Source organism: Pelagicoccus enzymogenes (genome assembly GCF_014803405.1).
GTDB lineage: Bacteria > Verrucomicrobiota > Verrucomicrobiia > Opitutales > Opitutaceae > Pelagicoccus > Pelagicoccus enzymogenes.
This window is the reverse complement of sequence record NZ_JACYFG010000036.1, coordinates 516,645-532,765: the sequence shown is the minus strand read 5'-3', so window position 1 is coordinate 532,765 and position 16,121 is coordinate 516,645. Positions and strand designations below refer to the sequence as shown.

Sequence of the window (16,121 nt, the reverse complement as noted above, 5' to 3'; positions counted from 1 at the left end):
CCTATGGTTACTCAACGACATCGTTTACGTCAGTCATGCGAACGATGGCGAGGTCGCCGGCTTCGGTTGCTTCATGCTTGGGGTGGATGAGCTCCTCGAGTCGTTGCTTGGTCGCGAGGAACTCCGGGCTAAGTAGCTGTTCGCTGGTGCGAGGGCGTGGCACAGGTACCTCTATGAACTCGTGGATCTCGCCGGGGTTGGCCTTGAGGACGAGGATGCGATCGGAAAGGTAGATGGCTTCGTCCAAGTCGTGGGTGACGAACATGATGGTGACGTCCACGTTCCTCCATATCTCCAGCAGGTGCGACTGCATCTGGCAACGGGTGTGTGGATCGAGGGCGCCGAAGGGCTCGTCCATGAAGAGAATCTGCGGCTGGTTGGCGAGCGAGCGGGCGATGGCCACGCGTTGTTTCATGCCACCAGAAAGCTGGCTCGGATATTTTTCGGCCGCGTGGGAAAGGCCGACGAGGTCGATCCATTGCATGGCCTCTTGCTCGACGGCAGCTCCGGACCGTCCGTTCACTTCCAGGCCGAACATGACGTTTTTCTTCACGCTGAGCCAGGGGAAGAGGGTATAGCCTTGGAAAACCATGCCGCGATCTGCTCCGGGGCCGCTTGGCTCCTTGCCATCGAGAAGGAAGGTCCCGCCGGACAAGGTTTCCAAGCCAGCCAGCATGCGGATCAAGGTCGACTTTCCGCAGCCGGAAGGGCCGATGACGGAGATGAACTCCCGTCGGTGCACGTTGAAGCTGATCGGGTTGAGGACGTCTACGGTGCCTTTCGGTGTGGTGAAGCTCTTGCTGATGCCCTTGGCTTGCAGCTTGATGGGGCGCTTGTAGATTTCGGCGAAGCGGGCGCGCACCTCATCGCTCTGGTCCTTGTAGCTCGGCAGCTGGATGGAGTCGCTCATTGTTTCGCCTTTCCGTTGAGAGGGGTGCTGTAGGCATTGCGATCGACCACCCAGAGAAGGAAGCGGCCGATGAAGCCGTGTTTTTTCTCCGATGCCTCGGGCGTCCAAGGGAAGAGGTACTTTCGCAGGGAAGAGAGGAATTGGTCGGTGACGAATCCCGACATCCCGATGAGAATGATGATGGGGAACACGCTGTCGAAGTTGCGCCAGCGGCCTTGCGTTTCGAGGAACTCGGTGAGTCCGCTCTTAACGCCAATGAGCTCGGCAATGACCAGCCAGGTCCAGGCCCAGCCCAGCAGGATGCGCATGTCGTTGTAAAGGTTTGGCGTGATGCCGGGCAGGATGACGCGTCGGATGAGCGTCAGGTTTTTGGCGCCGAGCGTTTGGGCCGCTTCCAGCAAGGAGGCGTCGAGCTGGCGGGTGGTGTTGGCCACGACGAGGACCAGCTGGAAAAAGGTGCCTACGAACACCAGGGCGATTTTGGGCGCGTCGTGGGCGAGGAAGACGGCGACCAGCAAGGTGCTGAAGGCCGGAGCGGGCATGTAGCGGAAAAAGTCGATGAAGGGCTCGAAGAGCTTGGAGAAAAAGTCGAAGGTTCCGCAAAGCACTCCGAGGGGGACGCCGACCAGCGCAGCGAGCAGGAATCCGGAAAAGACGATCTTGAGCGAGTGCTTGTAGCGGTCGAGCATGGAGGGCTTGTCGTCGACGGATTCGATGGTGAAGTCCTGTATCCCCTTTATCACTACTTCGTGTGGAGCGGGCAGGTAAACGGGATTGGCGGATACGCCTTGCGGAACCAGCTTTTCCATGGGCTCTTCTGGAAGCGTCCGCGAGCTGAAGGTGGGAGAGAGCTCTTCCATCATTGCCCAATTACGCTTGATGATGGCTTGGTTCTCCTCGGTGAACTTAACCGTTTTGGCGGTGAGCTTGCCGGTAGCGACGTCTCGCCAGACTTCGTAGAGCAGCTCGTCCTCTTTCGCTTCCTCGCGGCTGAGCCAATCGTTTGCCACGGCGGCGTCGGAGATGTGGCGGACGATCTTGAGGTTGGCCCGGCGGATGGTGGAGCCACGTCCCTCGACTTCGCCCGTTTCGCGGGCGGCGAGGGTTGCGGCATTGTCGGCTTGGATAGCGGCGACGAACTCGGGAAAGTAGGTTTTGGAGAGGTGGTCGCCCGCGGTGTAAACGGTGGTGACGTCGGAGCGGTCGGCGGAAATCTGCAGCTTGACGTCAGGGTGCCAGATGAAGGGCGTATAGCTGACGAAGGCCCAAGCGGCCAGCGGCAGGATGAAGGAGAGACAGCTCAGGGTGAAGCGTTGTCTCGCGTCTAGGTCTTTGCGGATAGCGAGCCAAGGACTAGACACCTTGCCGCTTCTTTTTCCAATTTTCATTCAGGCGTGAGGTGGGTGGACGCGCGGGAGGACAGGCCGGATCGGGAGGCAGAGGGAAACAAGGGCGGACCGGGCAGGGCCCGCCCTTGGGGGGAAATCGAGGAAGTGAACCAGCTCGGTAGCTTACTTGACTGACTTGGCGTATTCCTTGGTAAGGCTAGGATCGAGGTACTGCTCTGTTTTGAGCGGCTCGTCGTATACTCCCATGGATACGTTGAATTCGTCGGAGATGACCGTGGAACCGTAGACGGACTTGAGGCCCTTCGCCTTTTTCCAGATGGGGAGGACTTCTTCCAAGCTAAGGATGTAGGTTCCGGCGAAAAACGGTTCGTACTCTTCTGGAGTGATGGCCACGCGGGCGGAGAGGATTTCCAAAGCTTCGTCGAGGTTGTCCTCGTCCTTGATGAAGTCCACGATGCGGTACCAGACCTTGACCACCTTCATCCAGTCGCCGCGGCGTTTTTCCAGACTTTCAGGGTCGACGCAGAGCAGGTCGTAGATGACGCCAGGAACGTCGGCCGAAGTGAGAACGGGCTTTGAGTTGGCCACGGTCTTGAGGGCTTGTCCGGAGTTCGGCTGCCAGGCTCCGATGGCGTCGACGGCTCCGGAGGCGAGCACTTGAGGCGTCTCGTTGGTGGGAGTGTTGACGATGGTGAATTCGGAAGGATCGATGCCAGCGGCTTCGGCGCCCTTCATAAGGAGAAGATGAATCACGAATCCTTCTTCGAGGCCGATCTTCTTGCCCTTCAGGTCAGCGAGCGAATCGATGCCCGGAGCGGCCACGATCATGTCGTTGCCGTTGGAGAAGTCGTTGATGATGATGCCTACGGAAGGCTTGCCGGTGCCGCCGGTGACGAGGGCGTCGCCGTTGGTCATGGTAACCGCGTCGAGCAAGCCGGCGGCGTAGGCGTCCATGGATGCGACGTAGTCCATCCACTGGAAATCGACTTCCACGCCTTCTTCGGCGAACCAGCCTTTTTGGATGCCAATTTCCCAGGCAACCCAGCCTGGCCAGTCGGAGTAACCGATCTTGAGCGGTTCAGCCTGCGCGAGCGGCAAGGCGGCGAGGAGGGCGAGGGAGGAGACGGCGCGTTTTGCGAGACGGAGGAACTTCATAGAGTTATGGCTGTTCAGTTTCAATAGGTGGTAATACGAATTAGTGTAATCGTATTACGATTCTGGTGTCCCGTGAGCATCGGCTGCGCCAGATCCGAAGATGTCCCCGTTTCGGGGCAAATCGCCTCAAATTACGCAGTGTCGCCTGCTGGAAACGGTCATAAGTGAACAATCGGCTGGCCCGTTTGAAGGCGAGGAAGGCGGAACGAAAAGAAGTGAGCTGCAGACAATACGGTGATCGGAAATTGACCGAAACGGTAGATACGAGCACTCTTTTGCTGTCCCAAAACGGAAATCCAACTTATACCGTCGTGAAAGATCTTCGCACTGCATTTTCATCCCTCGCCAAACTGATCGCCGCTCGTATCCGGGAATTGGAGTCGGGCGCCAAACCGAAGCCCTTCGGTAAACTCGTGCCCGCGAAAAGCTTCGCCGGAGTGAGAGCAGCCTTGCCGGGAGTCCTGTTGACCGAGTCGGAGGGGGTGGTCTTTGCGGCTGCATTGGCGACTCACCTGCAGCCTCATTTATTCGACGAGGCGATCGCGGGGGCCTTGACCAAAGCGGCTGACTATCCGCGGATCGGAGGGGTGCGCGGCAAGGATTCGCGCCTTTTCTTGCCGACGGGGGAGACCGTGATGTTTTTGCTGGGGGCGTTGGAGATCGACGAACGTTTGGAGGTGCTGAGCCTGTTCGACGAGGAGCATGCCTTTGCTCGTAAGGGAGTGCTGCGCTTGGAAAAGCCGCGGGGCAACGAGTCATGGGCCAGCGGTCGGCTGGAGCTTGGCGAGGACGTGGTGGACCAGATCATGGGGCTGCCGACGCGCCGCCCGCGCTTGGGGCCGGACTTTCCGGCCCAGCGCCTGAGCACCAAGCTGGATTGGGACGATCTGGTGCTGGAGAAGCAAACTGCTGCCGAAGTCCGTGAAATTGAATCTTGGATACGCCATGGCGATACCTTGTTGGTGGACTGGGAGCTGGAGCGCTTCATAAAGCCCGGCTACCGGGCTCTGTTTTACGGTCCTTCGGGCACGGGAAAGACTTTGACCGCCTCTCTGCTAGGCAAGCAGACCGGACGCGACGTTTACCGAATCGATTTGTCGCTCGTGGTGTCGAAGTACATCGGGGAGACGGAGAAAAACCTTTCGCGCATTTTCGCGAAGGCGGAGGACAAGAACTGGATTCTCTTTTTCGACGAAGCGGACGCCTTGTTCGGAAAACGCACCGGGGTGAAGGATTCGCACGATCGCTATGCGAACCAGGAGACGTCCTATCTATTGCAGCGGGTGGAAACCTTCGGGGGCTTGGTCATACTGGCCTCCAATTTGCGCACCAACATCGACGAGGCCTTTCTCCGGCGATTCCAGTCGGTCATCCATTTTCCCAAGCCGAACGCGGAGGAGCGTCAGCGCATCTGGAGCCGCATGCTGCCGCGCCAGGCCAGCTTGTCGGAGCGAGTGAACCTGACGCAGCTTTGCCAGCGTCACGAGCTGACGGGGGCGAACATCGCCAACGTGCTGCAGTACGCGAGCCTGCAGTCGCTGGAACGCGGCGACCATGTGTTGGAGGCGAGGGATATCGAACTCGCCATCGCTCGAGAGTACGAGAAAGAAGGGCGACTCGGGTAGGGGCGGCGCTGTTATCCTGCAGCGCGGACGACGTGGAAGTCGTCCCTCCAGGAGGGACCGGTGAATGTGTCGCGTTGCTTCGGTACCAGCCGGTCTGCGATTCGGTGCAGGCGGCGTGGCGCGAGCGACTGCACTAGTCTTCTTCGGGTTGCACGTCGGCAGGGTTGTACCAGCCCATGTCTTCTTGCGTTCCGTTCATGAGCTTGTTGAAGAAGTTGATCATTCCGTCCCGCCCGAATTCGTATTGGTCGAAGCTGTCGCCCTTGCCGGCGAGGCGAGGGTCGTTCTGTTTTTCCAGCTCTGCCAGCATGAGGGCGTGCATCTCTTTGATCCGTTCTTGGTAGACGGGGCTGTTGGCCAGGTTGTGGATACAGGCTTCGTCATTGGCCACGTCGTAAAATTCGAGCTCGGGGCGCTTGCCGACGTTCCACTGCCAGTAAAGGCGTTGGTCGGGTTGGTAGCGTGCTTCGAGCACCGCGGTTTTAGTCGGGCTTTTGTCGATATTCATGTATCCAGTTTGTGGATGTCCAGCAGGCCAGCGTTCCGTCTTGAAGTTCTGCAGGAGCAGGAAGTCGTCCTTGAAAATGCCGCGAATGGGATAGCCTGTATCGTTGGGACGGCCGATGTCGTGACGCTCTTTGCCGATTAACGCATAGTTGCGAGCGGGATCGATACGTCCGGAGCGATCGGAATAGAGAAGGCTGGTCAGGCTCTTGCCGGTGATGGGTGCCATGCCTTCAGCCTCGCCGTCGACTTGGGCCAGCTCGAGAATGGTGGGGGCAACGTCGATGAAGCTGACGTAGTCGTCGATGATGCGGCCCGGACGCGTGATGCCGTTTGGCCACATGATGGCGAAGGGCATGTGGTTGGAGTATTCGTACTCTTGGCCTTTGACTCGGGGGAAGGGCATGCCGTTGTCGGAGGTGACGATGATGAGGGTATTGTCCAGTTCGCCGGTTTCGCGCAGGATCTCGATCATGTTACCGAGGTGCTTGTCGAACCATTCGATCTCGTAGGCGTAGTCGAGCATATCGGTGCGAACTTCCTCGGTATCTGGCCAGAACTCGGGAACCTTGGGGATGTCGCTGAGTTGCTTGTTGCCGTACTTGATGCCGGCTCCGTATTCGTAGGCCCGATGCGGTTCGTTGGAGCCGTACCAGAAGCAGAATGGTTGGCCCGCTTGGCGGTCGGCGAGGAAGTTGCGGAAGTTTTCCGTGTAGTCGATATTGGAGATGTATTCAGCGGGTGGATTCAGCTTCGCCTGATTGTAGGTCTTGGCGAGCAGGGCGCGTTTCTTGCCATTGGGCAGGGTGCCGGGGTCTCCGGGAGACCAGCCTTTTCCGGTGTAGCCGACGTGGTAGCCGTTTTTGTCGAGGGTCTCGTGATAGGTTTGGTACTTTCCGACAGGGTAGTCGACCCAGTGGTTAGCGAGCTCCTCCAGTTGCCATGAATTGCGTCCGGTGAGCAGGGCGGTGCGGGAGGGACCGCACTTGGCGTTGGGAGTGTAGGCCTTGGTGAAGAGCAGGCCGTTGCTTGCGAGCTGGTCGAAGTGAGGCGTGTCGATCCAGGTGGCTCCGTAGGCGCCGAAGTGTTTCCAGCTGGCGTCGTCGGCGATCGCGAAGAGGATGTTGGGGCGGGAGGGGCTGAGGTCGTCGGCTTGAAGGTGGGACGATGAGGCTAGGAGGGTGACGGTGGCGAGGGTTGTTAGGAAGATATTGCGTATCATGGGAGTGGTTACGGGGGGATTTTCGCGACCGAGGTCGCTCCTACTTGATTTGGTTGTGGTGAATCGCGGCGCAAGGCCGCTTCCAGCTTCTACTTTTTAGAGGCGAGGGTGGCGTTTAGGAGGGCGTCGAGCTCTTGGCGCTTGGCTTGGTGTTTCGGGTCCTTGGCGAGATTGTTTCGTTCGTCCGGATCGCTGGGGATGTGGTAAAGCTCCGATTGAGCGGGGTCCTTGTCGTAGCGGAGGTAGGCCCAGGGGCCGATGCGGATGGATTCGTTGCCGTGCCAAGTGGTGAGGGAGGGAATGTCCCAGTCGGCCTGCGGAGCTTGTATCAAAGATTGGATACTGGCGCCTGCCACGTGCGGTGGGGGCGTAAGGCCGGCGAGTTGGGAGATGGTTGGGTAGAGGTCCTGCAGGTTGACGGGGCTGGAGCAAGGGCCTTGGCCTTGCTGCCCTTCGCGCGGATCGCGGATGATGAGCACGCTGTTGGCCGCTTCGTCCCACACGCGGGTCTTGAGGAAGAGGTACTTTTCGCCGAGGTACCAGCCGTGGTCGGACCAGAGCACGACGATGGTGTTGTCGGCGTAAGGGCTGGCTTCGAGGGCATCGATGAGGCGACCGACGCAGCGGTCGGCGAGGGCGACGCTGGCAAGGTAGTGGCGTATGGACTCGCGGTAGGCGATGAGGTCGCCGTCTTTGATCCCTTTCTCCTTGCCGTGCTCGAGGCCGACTTTGAGAGCGTCGCCGAGCGGGCCGGAGAGTTTGTCCTTTGGTAGTCCGTCGGGCGTGTCGGCGAGGTCTTGGTAGTAGGACTCTAGAGTCTCGTGGTTGAGGGCCATGTCCTCGGTGGGAAACAAGTCGACCAGTTCCTTGGGGGCGAAGAGCGGTAGGTGGGGACGGAAGATTCCGCAGGCGAGAAAGAAGGGTTGATCGGGAGAGATGCTGGCGGAGCGATCGCCCACGGATACGGTGCCTTCCAGCAGAAGGCGGGCGATCAGGTCGGCGTTGCCGTAGTCCTCCTGGCCCTCGATCGGTCCGTAGTCGGCCCCGAACTTCATCTTGCTTTTCTTGCTGTCGTTGGTGGACCAAGGACTCAGGGCGCGACGGCCGCGATCGGCGGGAGCGGGGGCTTCGTTGAACCATTGGTCCCAGGAGATGGGAAAGTCCGCTTCGAGGTCAGACCCGGTATGCAGGATCTTGCCGGTACCCGCCGCGTAGTAGCCTTGGCTGCGCAGGAACTGGGGCAGGGTGATGGCTTCGCGCAGTTCCTTGGGGTGGCTTTTTTTGCGGAAGTAGCCGTCGGCGTTTCCGACGATGCCGGAAACGTGGGGGCGGAAGCCGGTCATGATGGCGGTGCGGGATGGGCGGCAGACGGAGGAGGCGCAGAAGGCGCGGTTGAAGGCGACGCCGGAGCTGGCGAGGCGATCGAGGTTGGGGGATAGGACTGCGGCGATCGCCCGCCGCTTGGCAGGATCGGGATAGAGCTCCTGCAGGAAGTTGCCGGGCAACTCGGATTGGTAGCCGAGCACTGGCTTGAGGTCGTCGATGGCGATGAAGAGGAAATTGGGAGCTTTCTCTGCGAAGAGGGAAGAGTGGATAGCGACGAGGCTGAAGAGGAGGGTTGAGATTTTGCGTATCATGATGTTGGGCACGGAATGTTTTTCGCGAGCAGGTCGCTCCTACGTTGGGGGTAGCGCGGCTCGAGGCCGCTTCCTGGGAGGCCTTATTTGAAGGTGACTTCGGGGAGGGACTTTTCGTCGATGATGAAGCGGCCGGCGGTGGCGGCGTTTTGAGCAGTGATGGGGGTGCCGTTTATGGTGAGGTTTTCGAAGACGAGGTTTTTGAAGCCGTAGTCTTGGTCGTAGGGGATGATGTAGTTGTGGTTGTTGGGATTGCCTTCCAGCGTGAGCATCTTGGCGTCGATGTTGCGGAAGGTGGCGTTGTGGAAGCGGTGCTTGTTGGCGGGGCGTTCGGGGCCCATGCCGTCCATGCGCAGGTCGAAGATGCGGAGCACCGGGGTGTCGACGCGGATGTTTTGGAAGAGCAGGTTGGACTGGATGTTTTCCCCGCCTCTGGAAAGGCGCAGGTTGATGACGCCGTTGTTGGCGGCGTTGGACTCGGGGCGCCATTCGGTGCGGATAATGTCGATGCCGTCTACTACGATGTCGTGGGCGTCGAGGGAGGACCAGCCGAGCTGGAGGCAGGCGCCGTTGTTGAGGTTCCAGATGACGCAATCCCTTACCGATACGTTGCTGTCGTAGACTTTGATGGAATCGTCGTTGGCCATGATGAAGGAGTCGCGGATGGTGGAGCGTTTCCAGGCGACGAAGCCGTCGGCGTTGTAGACCCAGGGGCCAACAGTTTTGACGTTCTTGATCACGGAATCGTGCCCGAGCAGGCGCACGGCAAAGTAGGGGAAATCGGATACGGTGAGGCCATCGACGATGGTGTGCCCGACGTTGGAGGGCGTTTCGATGAGATGAGCCTCGCGGTGCTTGAGGTAGCGGCCGGAAAGAAGTCCGTGGCCGTCGATGGTCACATTGTCATGTCCAACGAAGAAGGCTCCATACACCACAGCGCCGCCGGCGATATGCACGCGCTTGATGTTCTTGGGAAGTACCAGCTTGCCGCCACCCAACTGGTAGGCTCCGGGCGCGAAGTGTAGCTCCTCGGCTTGGCCGATGCGTTTTATGAGGTCGCGGTTGTCGCCGGGTTCGGGGAAGTAAATTTTCGGGGAGTCGGCCAAGCTCGGGGGCGTGAGCGAGAGTGGGTTGGCAAAGAGGCAGAGGGCGTGGTCGAAGCCGTTTTCGCCCACTGTCAGAACGTAGTGCCCTTCGCCGGGGATCTGGAAACGCGCCTTGCCGTTGGAGACAGTGGGTACGATGCCGTGGCGGAGAGGGTAGACGGTGATCTCTTCGCTTTCTGAAATCTGCGCTCCGGGAAGGGAGACCTCGATTGTGGCGGTACCGCTCAGCTCGAAGTCCGTCCAAGAAACGGAGCGTCCCTCCACCCACTGGGAACCGGGCCCCGCCAAGCCGGCGTCGCTTTGGTAGACGAACGATGGCGAAGCCTTTCCGCCTTGGGCGATCCTAACTGCGTAGCGCTGCGACTGCGGTACCACAGCGTGCTCGTTGTCCGGGGGGGCCGGAAACGTTTTCACGGCGGCGAAGCCGAGGTTCGCGAGGGCCGCAAAGCAAAGGAAGCTCAGGGCTAGGTGGAATGTACGAGTGGGGGCTGTCATGCGCAGGTAGGCGAACCGGGAGAAGTGGTGTTTCGGGGGAACTCCCAGTTTTGATAGCAATATTGCTAGATGAGGGACCGCGATGCGGCAATTAAGAAAGCGAACAGTTAAGCCATATTTCATAAATGAAACAATAAGATGGGGTAGCGCTTCGCTTGCCAGGCGGTTGCGACAACGCCTTGCCCGGGTCGATGGCAAGTTTAGCGGAGCAGCGCGTTCATGGCGGCGCGTAGTTTTTCAGGCTCGCTGTAGTCGGCAAAGGTGTTGACGACGCCGAGGGACTGCAGCTTTTCGATGTTTCTCCCGATGCCGATCAAGGGGATTTGCAGGGCCCGCGTTGCAAGCACGTCCCATTTTCCGTCGCCGAAGTAGATTGTTTCGCTCAATTGCCTCTCGGCTCGTTGGGTTGCGATTGCGATGATTTGGTGGCGCTGGGGCGAGTCGCTGGAGGTCGCGTGCGGGTAGGAGGCGAGGTCAATCCCGCAACAGTCGAGTTTGAAAGCGGCTTCCGTATCAAAGCCTCCTGTTGCGAAGGCGACTTGAACATCATTGTTTTCGTCTAGCGTTTGGATAAATTCCAGAGCGCCTTTCAGCGGGGAGAATTCGTGGGGATGCTGAGGACGTGCAGCGCGCAGTCTCTCGAGAAAGCGATCCTTAAACTCTCTTTCGAGAGTGGTCAGGTTGCTGTGGTCCTGCAGGCAGCCTCGGAAGATTCCACTGCTGGTCGCTTCGGGATATTGTGACCAGTCGAGCGTGTCCAACGAAACGCCGGTGAACTCTCTTATAGTCTCGGCGAAGCATTGCCCTTCCACGACTTGGCTGTCGATCAAGGTGCCGTCTATATCGAAAATGGCGAGCAATATTGTATTCTAATTGCGGATACTGTTTTAGAGTCGCGATCTTGCCTTCTCCAATCGAGATGCTCAAGCCTTCGGGCTTTGGCAGGACCAGCACTCTTGGAAATTTCCCTCGACGCTTTCGCCGCAATGCGAGCAAAGCCAGCTCTCGAAGGTTTCTCGGCTCGGTGCCAGATACTCGTCGATGAGGGCTTTCGCTTTTTGAGCTTCTTCGACCTTGGATACGCAGATGTTTGGATAGAACTCGGGGATGGGAATCGAAATTATATTGGTGGCGTTCCAATTTCGCAGCATAGTCTGAATACCCTCGTTCTTCAACATTTCGTTGATCAGTCCGACCTTTGCGGAATCGATGTCTCGATAAACTTCGTACATATCAACGATGCTGGTCGATGAGGATGGGGTTTCCGTCGGGATCTTCGATCACGATGCTGCCGGGACCTTGGGGATTGCCCGTGTCGTCTTTGAGGATAGGAATTCCTCTTTTGCTCAGTTGGTCGCGGATGTGTCGCACGTCATCGAAGCTGTCGAGCTCCGCTCCGGACTGGTCCCAGCCCGGATTGAAGGTGAGCGTATTTTTCTCGAACATGCCTTGGAAGAGTCCGAGGACATGCTCGCCGCTTTTCAGGATCGCCCAACCTTGCTTGGGATCTCCGGCGATCTGCGTGAAGTCGAGCTTCTTGTAGAAGTCTATGGAGGCTTCGATGTTCTTGACGGTGAGGCTGATCGAAAAGGCGCCGAGTTTCATGATGCAGTAGGAGTTGGCGGGGGATGAGCGCTAGGGATGTTCGTTGCTACTTCGAGTAGCCGCCTTTGGCGGGAGGCTGTCAATGCTATCCGAGCGTGTTTTGTCTTCCAACCCTTGAGCCTTTCAGGTCGAAGATGACGGAACGAGGGATGGCGACCAAGGTCGCTCCTACTCAGTGGCGCATGAGCAGGGAAAGCAGTTGGTCGTGGGCGGGCGGGATGCAGTCGAGGGCCTCGAAATAGCTCTCGTTCTGGGTGATGCTGGCAGCTATCGCGGTAGCGGCGTAGATGTATTCGCTTTGCCACTCGGTTACTTGCTTGCCGGGCCAAGTGGCCGCGGGATCGCAGGCGTGGGGAAGCAGGAACTCGAGCGCTTTGCGCAGGCTGCCGCCTGCGGGATTCTGGTACTCGAAAAGGTTGACGCGGTAGTCGAGGGCGATGGCTGCAATGCGGGCGAAATGCTCGAGGTTTTCCGTGCAATAGGACCAGGAGCGGGTGCGGGCGAACTCCAGCGGCTGCTCGCCTGTGCCGGTGATTTGCGTGTCGATACGCTGGGTTTTGACGCGTTCGATAATCTCGAAAGCGAGCTTGATCTCGCCGAGGTAGTCGGCGATGGCGAGCTGCTGAAGGTCGTAGGCTGTGCCGTGGTTGTTTTTTGCGGCACGTTCGTCCAATCCGTTGGGGTGACTTGAGAGCCAGTCTAGGTATTCGGAAAACCATGACTTGATGGCGGAGCGTTCCGCGGGTTTCCAGGTGTAGGAGAGTTCCAGAAGCTTGAGGGCATCGACGAGCTCGACGAATACGAGCGTATCGATAATTCCAGTACCGCGCCCGTCGGTCACGCCAGGGATGGCTTGGGCATGGTTGAGGTTGGGAAGCATGCGGGTTTCGTCGTCGATAAACCAGACGCGAAGCATTTCCTCGGCGTGTCGGGCGTAAGCTTGCTTGCCGGTGGCGGTATAGGCGATGGCGAGGGTCCAGGTGTCCTGCACCAGGGCGTGAAGCTGGGGACGGTCGGATACGAGGTCGCGCTCGGGGTTGAATTGGCCGTCGCGGCGGATGTAGGGGAGCCCGTCGGGAGTGTCGGGATTGCGCCACCAATAAGGGCCGGTGCTGTAGTAGGAACGCATGTCGCCGCTGGGAGGAAGGCGTTCGTTGGAAGTAACGCTATAGGTTTTCCCTGCAGCAAGAAGCTGTTCGGCTTGAGCGATCGTCTCCCCTACGAGTGGGCGGAGCTCATCGTCGGTGGCGCGAGCGAGCCGCGCGATTTGACGAGGGCTGAGGGCCATGAGGTGGGGAAGCGTACTTTGCCATGCGGGGCCTACTTCTGTGCGACGGAGGAACTTGACGTCGTCCGGCGGGGATTCAAGCGTATGGTTATTTTCGATACGGTAGTCCTGCGGGAGAATGCTGCGTCCGCGTTCGCCGAATCCTCCTCTCTCTTGTAGGAGAGGCGCTTGGCAGTCGTAGAAACGGTTGCCCTCGATGAGGGCTCGGTCGGCGGCGAAATAGCCGTTGAGGGGCGAATCGGGGATGCCGGAGTAGAGAACGACGATGCCCCCGGTGAATCCGCTTAGCCCGTGGAAGGTGTTGTTGCGCACGACGTGCCCGGAATCGATGACGCGGACGCCGCCCGTATCCGGTTTTCCGTTACCGATGAATACGTTGTCCTCGACGAGATTGTTGGTTCCGTGACGCAGGGTGAGGGTACCGGCGGATTCGTAGAAGAGGTTTCCGCGTATGACGTTTTCGCCCGTTTTGCTGGATATGATCTCGGTCTCCCCGTCGCAGCGTTCGAAGAGGTTGTTCTCGACGAGACAGGCTCCGACGCTGCGGGAGTCTTGGCTCTGGCCGATTTGGATGCATTCGAAGCCGTTGCCGTCGCCTTTTGCCCGGTTCATGAAGTGGTTGTGGTCGATACGGTGTTGGGCGTTGGCCGTGAGGAGGCGGACTTGGATGGTGACCCCTTCGTGCGCCTGAGCGCGGAAAAGGTTATGGTCGATTCGGTTGTGGGTGCCATAGAGGCGAATCCAGTGGTAGCGTCGTTCGGGATCGGCAGGGTTGCAGGCGTCGAAGACGCAGTGGCTCAAGCGACTGTGGTGGGCGTAGTTCGTGCCGCTGGTACGGAAGGAGACGATGGCTTCGGCGTCCTCGGGCGGCTCCACGCGGGAGAATACGAGATGGGAGAGGACGACGTGTGCTCCCGCGATTCCGATGCGGGATCGACCCGTGATGCGAGTGCCTCCGTTGGGGAAACCAGTAACAGTGATGGGAGCCGCGGCGGTACCTTTGAGGGTAAGGTCTAGATCGATGTTCGCCCATTCGCCCGCGGCGAGCTGAACGGTGTCTCCGGGCTGGGCGGATCTTAGGTGGTCGTTCAGCTCTTGCAGGTCCCGGGCGAGGTAAGTCTTGGCGGAGAGGGAGGAGATTATGAAAAGGGAAAAGATCGAAAGTGCAGTTCTCATGGGGTGGGAGCGGAGCTTGTTGGGCAATAAAACATAAGGTTGCGCTTTTTTTGCGCAGGAGTGGATGGTCTGGCTGACTGTTATTGGCTTTGGGGGAGATGCGGTCGCGGGCTAACGCTCTCTGCTTCGGGGCGATTCGCAGTCGATAAGGACATGGATGGTGTCGTTTTCTTGGTCGGAGCGGAGGTAGAAGGCTTCTTGTATGTTTTCTAAGGATACGGTTTTGGAAACGAGTTCTCGGGTGTTCAGCAGACCGTCGAGGAGAAGTTGTACCCCTTCCTGGAAGTAGCGCCGCATTTCGATGTCGCTGCGGGGTTCGGTGGAATAGATCTCGAGTCGTTTGCGGTGCACCTTGAAGAAGTCGAAGGGTTGGCGGCAGATTCCGATACAGCCATACATGACGATGCGACCGCCGAAGCTGGCGGCGTCTACGGCGTCAATCATGCCGTCGCCCTCGAGCAGGCAGGGGATGACGACCTCGCAGCCGTCCGGGAATTGGACCTTTATGGCGGCAGCGGAAGAGGAGGCCGGAGAATCGAGCAGGTAGGTGTCGGTGGCGCCGTACTTGCGAGCGAGGTCGAGGTTCTTCTGGTGAATGTCGGTTACGACAAGACGCTTAGGGGAAAAGAGGGATACGACTTGGGTGAGAATCAGCCCACTGACGCCTTGACCGGTAATCAGCACTGTAGTGGATGAGGTGATACGCGAAAGTTCAGCGGCATGAATGATGCCGGGGAGGGTTTCGAGCAGGCTGACTTCTTTGAGGGGAATCCTAGAGGGAACCACTTTCACGTTGAATGGGGAGCAAACGATGTATTCGGCGAAGGCGCCCCAGACGTAGCGGCAACTGACTTGGTCGCCGACTTGCAGGCCGAGCACGTTGGAGCCGACTTTTTCGATGGTGCCGCCGACCTCGTGTCCGAGGCGGGTAGGGAAGCTGATGAACTCAGGCTGGCGGGTTCCGCGAAAGGCTTCGACGTCCGATCCGCAGATGCCAACCCACTTGATCTTGATGCGAATCTCCTCCGGACCCGGTTCGGGAATCGCGGCGTAGGCGAGTTCGACCCTGTTGGTCTCGCGCAGGATTGCGATCCGCTGAGTGTCGGGCCCGGGGGAGTCGAGGATTTCCAAGGAGGGCTGGGTCATCATGCGTGCCATCTTTTTATCATAATGGAAACTATCGGATTATTAAATGGCGTAAATGGTCTTAAAACTTGGCAAAAACGAAGGTTTGGCTGAGGGTTTGTGGATGGGGTCGCATCTGGAATTATTGTACCACCGACAGGACTTTTTCGAGGAGGGCAGCCGTTTTCGTTGGCACGAGCATCCCTTTTGGCAGATCGACTTTTGTTTGTCGGGAGCGATCGAAGTGCGAGTCGGGGAGCGGGCTACGGTTTTGGATCCGGGCGACTGTTTCGTGATCGGACCGAGGCAGCGGCATTGTTTCGCCTACCTCGAACCGAAAAACGACTATCTTTCGATCAAGTACGAGTTGCGCGAATCGGATCGAACTCCACGACTTGGCTGTATTCGAGGAGATGATACGTTGAAGCGATTTTTGCGTTTGCTGCAGGCGCTTGTTCCTAAAGGCGAACATGCTCCCACGGCGGACGCGGAGCCTCTGGCTCGGGTGTTGGAAGGTTTGCTTTCGCACCTGAGCGCGGAGTCGGACGCGGTAGGCGGGCGCGACGTGGGCTATGGGGAATTGGTTTCGCGGGTTTTGCGAATTATCGACCAGGGCAAGGGGCGCTTGCGGCAAGTCGGTGAGCTGGCGCGCGAGTTAGGGGTGACGCAGGGCCACTTGCGCGCTCGATTCAAGCGAGAGACGGGGGCGTCTTTGAAGGAGAAGGTGGACGCGGTCTGCATGGAGCGAGCTCGTTTGCTGCTCGCCTATTCGGACCGGAGCGTATCCGAGTTGGCAGAGGAGCTAGGCTTTCCGGACCTTTTCGCTTTTTCCCGCTATTTCAAACAACGGCAAGGCTGCTCGCCAAGGGCCTACAGGCACAAGCTGGAACGCTGAAGCGGCCGGCGTAAAAGCCGGCCCTCCAG

The 16,121-nt window shown here is 58.9% G+C and carries 13 protein-coding genes; 2 read left to right on the top strand and 11 right to left on the bottom strand.

Translation table 11 applies throughout. From position 1 onward, the window contains the following. Positions 1 to 7: 7 nt before the first annotated feature. From IEN85_RS14510 to IEN85_RS14500, 3 genes are all read right to left on the bottom strand, one after another. A complete protein-coding gene (locus IEN85_RS14510; protein WP_191617805.1) occupies positions 8 to 910 on the bottom strand; it encodes an ABC transporter ATP-binding protein in 903 nt (300 codons plus the stop codon). Next, entirely contained in the window at positions 907 to 2,298 is a 1,392-nt protein-coding gene (locus IEN85_RS14505; protein ID WP_191617804.1) for an ABC transporter permease, read from the bottom strand. The genes IEN85_RS14510 and IEN85_RS14505 overlap by 4 nt, the downstream gene beginning before the upstream one ends. A 123-nt stretch (positions 2,299 to 2,421) precedes the next feature. Beyond that, the gene (locus IEN85_RS14500) at positions 2,422 to 3,414 is read right to left on the bottom strand and encodes an ABC transporter substrate-binding protein (protein ID WP_191617803.1); all 993 of its coding nucleotides are present in this window, start codon (positions 3,412 to 3,414) and stop codon (positions 2,422 to 2,424) included. 311 nt (positions 3,415 to 3,725) lie between these two features. Between IEN85_RS14500 and IEN85_RS24795 the strand changes: the two genes are divergently transcribed. Beyond that, a complete protein-coding gene (locus tag IEN85_RS24795; protein ID WP_191617802.1) occupies positions 3,726 to 5,039 on the top strand; it encodes an ATP-binding protein in 1,314 nt (437 codons plus the stop codon). A gap of 133 nt (positions 5,040 to 5,172) precedes the next feature. On the opposite strand, the gene IEN85_RS14490 is transcribed toward IEN85_RS24795, so the two are convergent. The 8 genes from IEN85_RS14490 to IEN85_RS14455 form a co-directional block, all read right to left on the bottom strand. Beyond that, complete coding sequence (locus IEN85_RS14490; protein ID WP_191617801.1) at positions 5,173 to 6,765, bottom strand: sulfatase family protein; 1,593 nt, start codon at positions 6,763 to 6,765, stop codon at positions 5,173 to 5,175. Positions 6,766 to 6,854: 89 nt separating this feature from the next. Beyond that, on the bottom strand, positions 6,855 to 8,402 hold the full coding sequence (locus tag IEN85_RS14485) for a sulfatase (RefSeq protein WP_191617800.1): 1,548 nt from the start codon (positions 8,400 to 8,402) through the stop codon (positions 6,855 to 6,857). 83 nt (positions 8,403 to 8,485) lie between these two features. Then, complete coding sequence (locus IEN85_RS14480) at positions 8,486 to 10,003, bottom strand: polysaccharide lyase domain-containing protein (RefSeq protein WP_191617799.1); 1,518 nt, start codon at positions 10,001 to 10,003, stop codon at positions 8,486 to 8,488. Between the two features lie 200 nt (positions 10,004 to 10,203). After that, a complete protein-coding gene (locus IEN85_RS14475; RefSeq protein WP_191617798.1) occupies positions 10,204 to 10,863 on the bottom strand; it encodes an HAD family hydrolase in 660 nt (219 codons plus the stop codon). A 63-nt stretch (positions 10,864 to 10,926) separates the two neighbouring features. Next, entirely contained in the window at positions 10,927 to 11,235 is a 309-nt protein-coding gene (locus tag IEN85_RS14470) for a putative signal transducing protein (RefSeq protein WP_191617797.1), read from the bottom strand. 1 nt (position 11,236) lies between these two features. Beyond that, the gene (locus IEN85_RS14465; protein ID WP_191617796.1) at positions 11,237 to 11,608 is read right to left on the bottom strand and encodes a VOC family protein; all 372 of its coding nucleotides are present in this window, start codon (positions 11,606 to 11,608) and stop codon (positions 11,237 to 11,239) included. A 172-nt stretch (positions 11,609 to 11,780) separates the two neighbouring features. Continuing rightward, a complete protein-coding gene (locus tag IEN85_RS14460) occupies positions 11,781 to 14,072 on the bottom strand; it encodes a chondroitinase-B domain-containing protein (protein ID WP_191617795.1) in 2,292 nt (763 codons plus the stop codon). Between the two features lie 111 nt (positions 14,073 to 14,183). After that, positions 14,184 to 15,221, bottom strand: coding sequence for a zinc-dependent alcohol dehydrogenase (locus IEN85_RS14455; protein ID WP_224772631.1), 1,038 nt, complete (start codon positions 15,219 to 15,221; stop codon positions 14,184 to 14,186). 121 nt (positions 15,222 to 15,342) lie between these two features. Here IEN85_RS14455 and IEN85_RS14450 point away from each other — a divergent pair, with 121 nt between their 5' ends. Continuing rightward, positions 15,343 to 16,092 (top strand): helix-turn-helix transcriptional regulator, encoded by a 750-nt coding sequence (locus tag IEN85_RS14450; protein ID WP_224772630.1) that lies wholly within the window; start codon positions 15,343 to 15,345, stop codon positions 16,090 to 16,092. Positions 16,093 to 16,121: the final 29 nt, after the last annotated feature.